Below are 5,300 nucleotides of genomic sequence, written 5' to 3'. Positions count from 1 at the left end.
TAAGTATGGAGTTTTATAACAAAAAAGATAGGTATGCTTTGGCTTTATCTTGTATAAAGAGGATAAAAGAAGAAAACCTAAAGGAAAAAATGGAATCTCTTAAGAGAGAAATAATGGAGAAGGAAGGAAGGAATGAGAATGTAAAAAAGCTTCTTTCTTCTTATCAAGAATTGGCAAAAAATATTGAAGCGTTAAGATGGACAAGGAAGATATAATCAACAAGCTTGTTGAGATATGGGAGGAACAGGGGAAGATTACTTATGACGAGTTAACCTTCCTCCTTCCCGATAATTTCCCCCTTGAGGAAATTGATACCCTTCTTCAGGAGCTTTCTGAACAATATGGAATAGAGATTACAGAGGGGATAGGGCCAGAAGGGGCTTTTCTTGAAGATGTAGGGGAGGAAACAAAGATAGAAGATCCCATAAAGGTATATCTTAAAGACATTGGCAAGGTCCCTCTTTTATCCTCTAAAGATGAGATAGAAATTGCAAAAATAATGGAGGAAGGTTGGAGCAAATTAAAGGAGAAGATAGCAAGTTGTAAGGTAACCATAAAATTCTTACAGGAAATGAAGGCAAGTGTTGATAAAAACCGTATAAAGATAAGGGAGATATTCAGGCAGGAAAATGGACCATCTCCATTGAGAGAGGCAAGGCTCTATACCCAATTTAAAAAGTTTATCGAACGGCTTGAGGAAGAAAGAAATAAGGAAAAAAAGAAAAAAATATTGAAAAAGTTTATCCATAGGGATGTTGCTTCAACTATTGCAGAAAGGATAAAGAAAATAGCAATAGAGATAAAAAAAACAGAGGGGAAGATAAAAAGACTACGAGAAAAGATAAGAAAAAAAGACAGCCAAGAACTAAAAGATAAAAAGGAGGAATATGTCCAAAGGCTTAAAGAGCTTCGTCAAATAATTGGAGAACCAAGAAAAAGGATAAAGGATATTGCAAAGGATTTAGCGGTAATCCAAGTAAATATAGAGGAGGCAAAGGAAAAAATGATTGCTTCTAACTTGAGGCTTGTTGTGAGTGTAGCAAAGAAATATATGAATTGGGGTTTAAGTTTTCTTGACCTTGTTCAGGAGGGAAATATTGGGCTTATAAAGGCGGTTGAAAAATTTGAGTATAAAAAGGGCTATCGCTTTTCTACCTATGCCACTTGGTGGATTAAACAAGCAATCACAAGGGCAATCGCTGACCAATCAAGGACAATAAGGGTTCCTGTCCATATGGTTGAGCAGATAAACAGGGTGATTAAGGAATCTCGTAAGCTCCTTCAAAAGATAGGAAAAGAACCATCTCCTGATGAGATTGCAGAAGGGCTAAATTGGCCAGTAGAAAAGGTGCAGGAGGTCTTAAGAATTTCCCAAGAGCCAATCTCCCTTGAAACCCCTATTGGAGATGAAGGAGACACTTGCCTTTCGGACTTCATTGAAGATAAAAGCATTGCCTCTCCTGCAAATTTAACTACATTCTTCCTTCTTAAGGAAGAAATAGAGAAGGTTTTTTCATCCCTTTCCTTCCAGGAGGCAAGGGTATTGAGCTTAAGATTTGGCTTGGAAGATGGTTATCCTCATACACTGGAAGAGGTTGGGATGAAGTTTAATGTTACAAGGGAGCGTATTCGCCAGATTGAGGCAAAGGCATTAAAAAAGCTTCAACATCCACTAAGAAGTAAGAAACTAAAGGATTATCTGGATATTTAGGATTTAATGGAAAAACCCATAGCTATTTTTGATTCTGGGATTGGTGGAGTTACCGTTTTGAAGGAGATTATAAGAATGCTTCCCCAAGAGGACATTATTTATTTTGGTGATATTGCAAGAAGTCCATATGGCTCAAAATCAGAATCTTTGGTTATCAAATATGCAAATCAAGCCCTTTCCTTTCTCCTTTCACAGGAGGTAAAGCTTGTTGTCATAGCTTGCAATACCGCAAGCTCTGTTGCTATTGAAAGCCTATCCCAGAGATTTCCCTATATTATTGATGTTATAGACCCTGTTGTTTCCGAGGCAATAAAGCTTGGGGAAACAATTGGTGTAATTGGGACAAGAAGGACGATTGCTAGCTCCATTTACCAGAAAAGGATAGTAAGAGAGGGCAAAAAGGTTATCGCAAAAGCCTGTCCATTATTTGTCCCATTGGTTGAGGAGGGATGGATTGACCATAAGATAACAAGGGCTATATGTGAAGAATATCTTTCGGAATTAAAGGGAAAAATTGATGTTCTCATCCTTGGCTGCACACATTATCCATTTCTCTTACAAACAATTAAGGAAACAATGGGTGATAATATTCATATTGTCAACTCATCTACCTCAACAGCCATTGCTACAAAAACATTATTGGAAAAGGAGGGCTTGCTTAACATAAAGGGGGGGAGTTTAAGATTTTATACAAGTGATACCCCAGGCGATTTTATGCTTAAAGCAGCTGGTTTTCTTGACATTTCAATTCCAGATATCCAAAGAATAGATTTAGAGGAATATGAAGGCAGTATATCCAGGAAGGTTTGATCCACCAACATTTGGCCATTTGGATATTATAAAGAGGGCATCCTCTATTTTTGATGAAATAATTGTTCTCTGTGCAGAGGATGCAACAAAGAAGACCCTATTCTCAAAAGAGGAAAGAATTGAAATGCTAAATGAGATAGCCAAAGGAATAAAGGGGATTTCCATCTCATCATTCAAAGGACTTCTGGTTGATTATCTTAAGGAGAACAAAATAAAGGTTGTCATAAGGGGGCTTCGTGCGGTTTCTGATTTTGAATATGAGTTTCAGATGGCCCTTACAAACAAGAGGCTTTATCCAGAATTAGAGACGGTTTTCCTAATGACAGATGAGGCATATTTTTATCTATCATCCTCTGTGGTAAAGGAGCTTTCCAAGCTTGGAAAGCTTCCAAAAGGATTTGTTCCAAAACAGGTGGAAGAAAGGTTAAAATTATTTTATCAAAAATAGTAGACAAAATGTTTATGGAAAAACTATAATTTTGTAAAATGGGACAGAAAGTAAATCCAAGAAGCTTTAGAATAGGACAAGGTTATACTTGGGATTCAATATGGTATACAGGAAACAAAAGGGAGTATGTGGAGAACCTTGCCGAGGATATCTTCATTAGAAATTTTATTGAAAACTATTTTGCAAATGGCGATATTGATTCGGTTGTAATTGAAAGATTTGGTGAAAAGATTAAGATAAATATCCATACCGGAAGACCAGGGGTTGTTATTGGAAGGGGAGGAGAGGAGATAGAAAAGATTAAAAAGCTCTTATCTTCTAAAATAAAAAAAGAATTTCAGATAGATATCTATGAAATAGCTGACTCAAATCTCAATGCCCCTCTGATTGCCAAATCTGTGGCAAAGTCTATTGAAAAGAGGATTCAACATAGAAGGGCGATGAAAAGGGCTGTTTCTAATGCAATGGCATCAGGTGCACTGGGAATAAAAATCTCTGCGGCTGGAAGGCTCCAAGATGCAGAGATAGCAAGAACAGAATGGTATCGTGAAGGAAGGGTTCCCCTTCATACCATAAGGGCTAATATAGATTATGGAATAGCAGAGGCAACCACAAAGTTTGGAAAGATTGGAATAAAGGTGTGGGTTTATAGAAAGAGAGAGGAAGAATAGTAATTATAACCTATCTCTCCAGGCTTTTTACATCAATAAAGGGTAGGACGCCACCTGTAATTTGGGGCATTCTTCCATCCCATTTTTCTATAGCCTTTAAATTCGCCTCTATTTGCCTTAATCTTATAAGGTCATCTGTAATGTTTTCCCTTTTGAGCTTCAAAGCCTCTGCCTCTGCCTTTGCTTGTGCTACTTGCTGCTCTGCCTCTATCTTTATCCTTTCAAGGTCTCTTTGTGCCTTTAAAGCCAATTGCTCTGCGGTTTGCTTTGCCTCAATAGCCTCGGTAAATTGCTGGGAGAACATAAAGTTGACAATGGAAAGCTCATCAACGATAATATCGTATGGTAATAATTTTTGCTTCAAAAGCCCTTTTATCTCTTCTCCTACCTTTTCCCTTTCTGTAATAAGCTCAACAGCCGTATATTTTGCGGTAACAGCCTTTACACCCTCCTGAATTGCCGGGTCTATCATCTTCTCTTTAAACTCAGCTCCAATTCTCTGATAGACCTTCCATGCCTTATCAGGCAAGATGTGGTAGTTGAGGGCAATGGTGGAGTGTGTCTGCTGAAGGTCTTTTGATGCTGCTGCTGCATCTGTCTGTTCCTTATTAACCCTAACATCCATTTGAATTACCCTTTGCATAATTGGGATTCTAAAATGGATGCCCTCATCTAAAACCTTAGAAGAAACCGCCCCAAAATTTAGCACAACCCCCCTTTTTCCTGCCTCAACAATAACAAGGGGGTTAATTAAGGGAAGAAGAAAAAGCAAAAATAGAAGAATAATCCCAAGAGTTATCCCAATATTTTTAAACCTTCCCACCTTTCTTTTGACTTCATAAATCTCCTCTTTCATTTTTTTTCCTCCTTTTATTTTTCATTGCGAGATATTATAATATAAGAAATGAAATATGTCAATGTTGTTTTTTGGAATTTGTTTGGGGATGTAGTTCAACGGGAGAATGCTTCCTTGGCGTGGAAGAGGTTGCGGGTTCGATTCCCGCCATCTCCACAAGGTATTGAAAGATGGAGGGATTAAAAGATAAAATAAAAAGTAAGAAGGCAAAGATTGGCGTGATTGGGCTTGGCTATGTAGGACTTCCCTTGGCAACTGAATTTGCTCTTTCTGGATTTTCTGTCTTGGGATTTGAGCTTTCAGGGGATAAGATTGAAAAGATAAATAAAGGCATTTCATATATTCCTGATGTTAAAACAAGCGATATTGCCTTTTTAATTTCTGAAAAAAGGCTTTCTGCCACAGATAATTTCTCCCTTCTTTCATTGCAGGATGTAATCTTTATCTGTGTTCCCACTCCATTTACCAAGGCAAAGGCACCTGATATTTCTTATATTATTGCTGCAACAAACTCAATTAAGGAAATCCTAAAAAAAGGACAACTTATCATCCTTCAAAGCACAACATACCCTGGGACAACCGAGGAGGTTGTTGTTCCAATCCTTGAGGAAACAGGCTTTAAGGCAGATATTGACTTCTTTGTTGCATTTTCTCCTGAGAGGATTGACCCTGGGAATAAATTATGGACAATAAAAAATACACCAAAGGTTATCGGAGGTTTAACAGAAAAATCCACCGAGCTTGCTTGCCTTTTGTTCTCCCAGATAATCTCAAGTGCTAATGTTCATCCTGTATCTTCCCCAA

The 5,300-nt window shown here is 37.8% G+C and carries 7 protein-coding genes and 1 tRNA gene; 7 read left to right on the top strand and 1 reads right to left on the bottom strand.

Going from position 1 to position 5,300, the window contains the following annotated elements; translation table 11 throughout:
• The 5 genes from AB1397_07845 to rpsC form a co-directional block, all read left to right on the top strand.
• A partial coding sequence (locus AB1397_07845) for a hypothetical protein (GenBank protein ID MEW6482884.1) occupies window positions 1-215 on the top strand: 215 nt, incomplete at its 5' end.
• Window positions 197-1,711 carry an RNA polymerase sigma factor RpoD gene (gene rpoD / locus AB1397_07840; protein MEW6482883.1) on the top strand — a complete coding sequence of 505 codons (1,515 nt, stop codon included), beginning with the start codon at window positions 197-199 and terminating at the stop codon, window positions 1,709-1,711. The genes AB1397_07845 and rpoD, both read left to right, overlap by 19 nt.
• 6 nt (window positions 1,712-1,717) lie before the next feature.
• Window positions 1,718-2,521: a glutamate racemase gene (gene murI / locus AB1397_07835; protein ID MEW6482882.1), complete on the top strand. Its 804-nt coding sequence runs from the start codon at window positions 1,718-1,720 to the stop codon at window positions 2,519-2,521.
• Complete coding sequence (gene coaD, locus AB1397_07830) at window positions 2,493-2,969, top strand: pantetheine-phosphate adenylyltransferase (protein MEW6482881.1); 477 nt, start codon at window positions 2,493-2,495, stop codon at window positions 2,967-2,969. The genes murI and coaD overlap by 29 nt, the downstream gene beginning before the upstream one ends.
• Before the next feature lie 38 nt (window positions 2,970-3,007).
• Entirely contained in the window at window positions 3,008-3,640 is a 633-nt protein-coding gene (gene rpsC, locus AB1397_07825) for a 30S ribosomal protein S3 (GenBank protein ID MEW6482880.1), read from the top strand.
• Window positions 3,641-3,650: 10 nt separating this feature from the next.
• Here the strand turns inward: rpsC and AB1397_07820 are convergent, their stop codons facing one another.
• Window positions 3,651-4,496 (bottom strand): prohibitin family protein, encoded by an 846-nt coding sequence (locus tag AB1397_07820; GenBank protein MEW6482879.1) that lies wholly within the window; start codon window positions 4,494-4,496, stop codon window positions 3,651-3,653.
• Window positions 4,497-4,580: 84 nt separating this feature from the next.
• Here AB1397_07820 and AB1397_07815 point away from each other — a divergent pair.
• Both AB1397_07815 and AB1397_07810 read left to right on the top strand, forming a co-directional pair.
• A tRNA-Ala gene (locus AB1397_07815) sits at window positions 4,581-4,652 on the top strand.
• Window positions 4,653-4,666: 14 nt separating this feature from the next.
• Window positions 4,667-5,300, top strand: a 634-nt coding sequence (locus AB1397_07810; GenBank protein MEW6482878.1) for a nucleotide sugar dehydrogenase, incomplete at its 3' end; no start/stop codon positions are given.

Source organism: bacterium (genome assembly GCA_040756715.1).
In the GTDB taxonomy this organism is placed as follows: Bacteria; UBA9089; UBA9088; order UBA9088; family UBA9088; genus JBFLYE01.
Note: the sequence above shows the minus strand (reverse complement) of the source record. Positions and strands in the feature narration are given on the sequence as shown.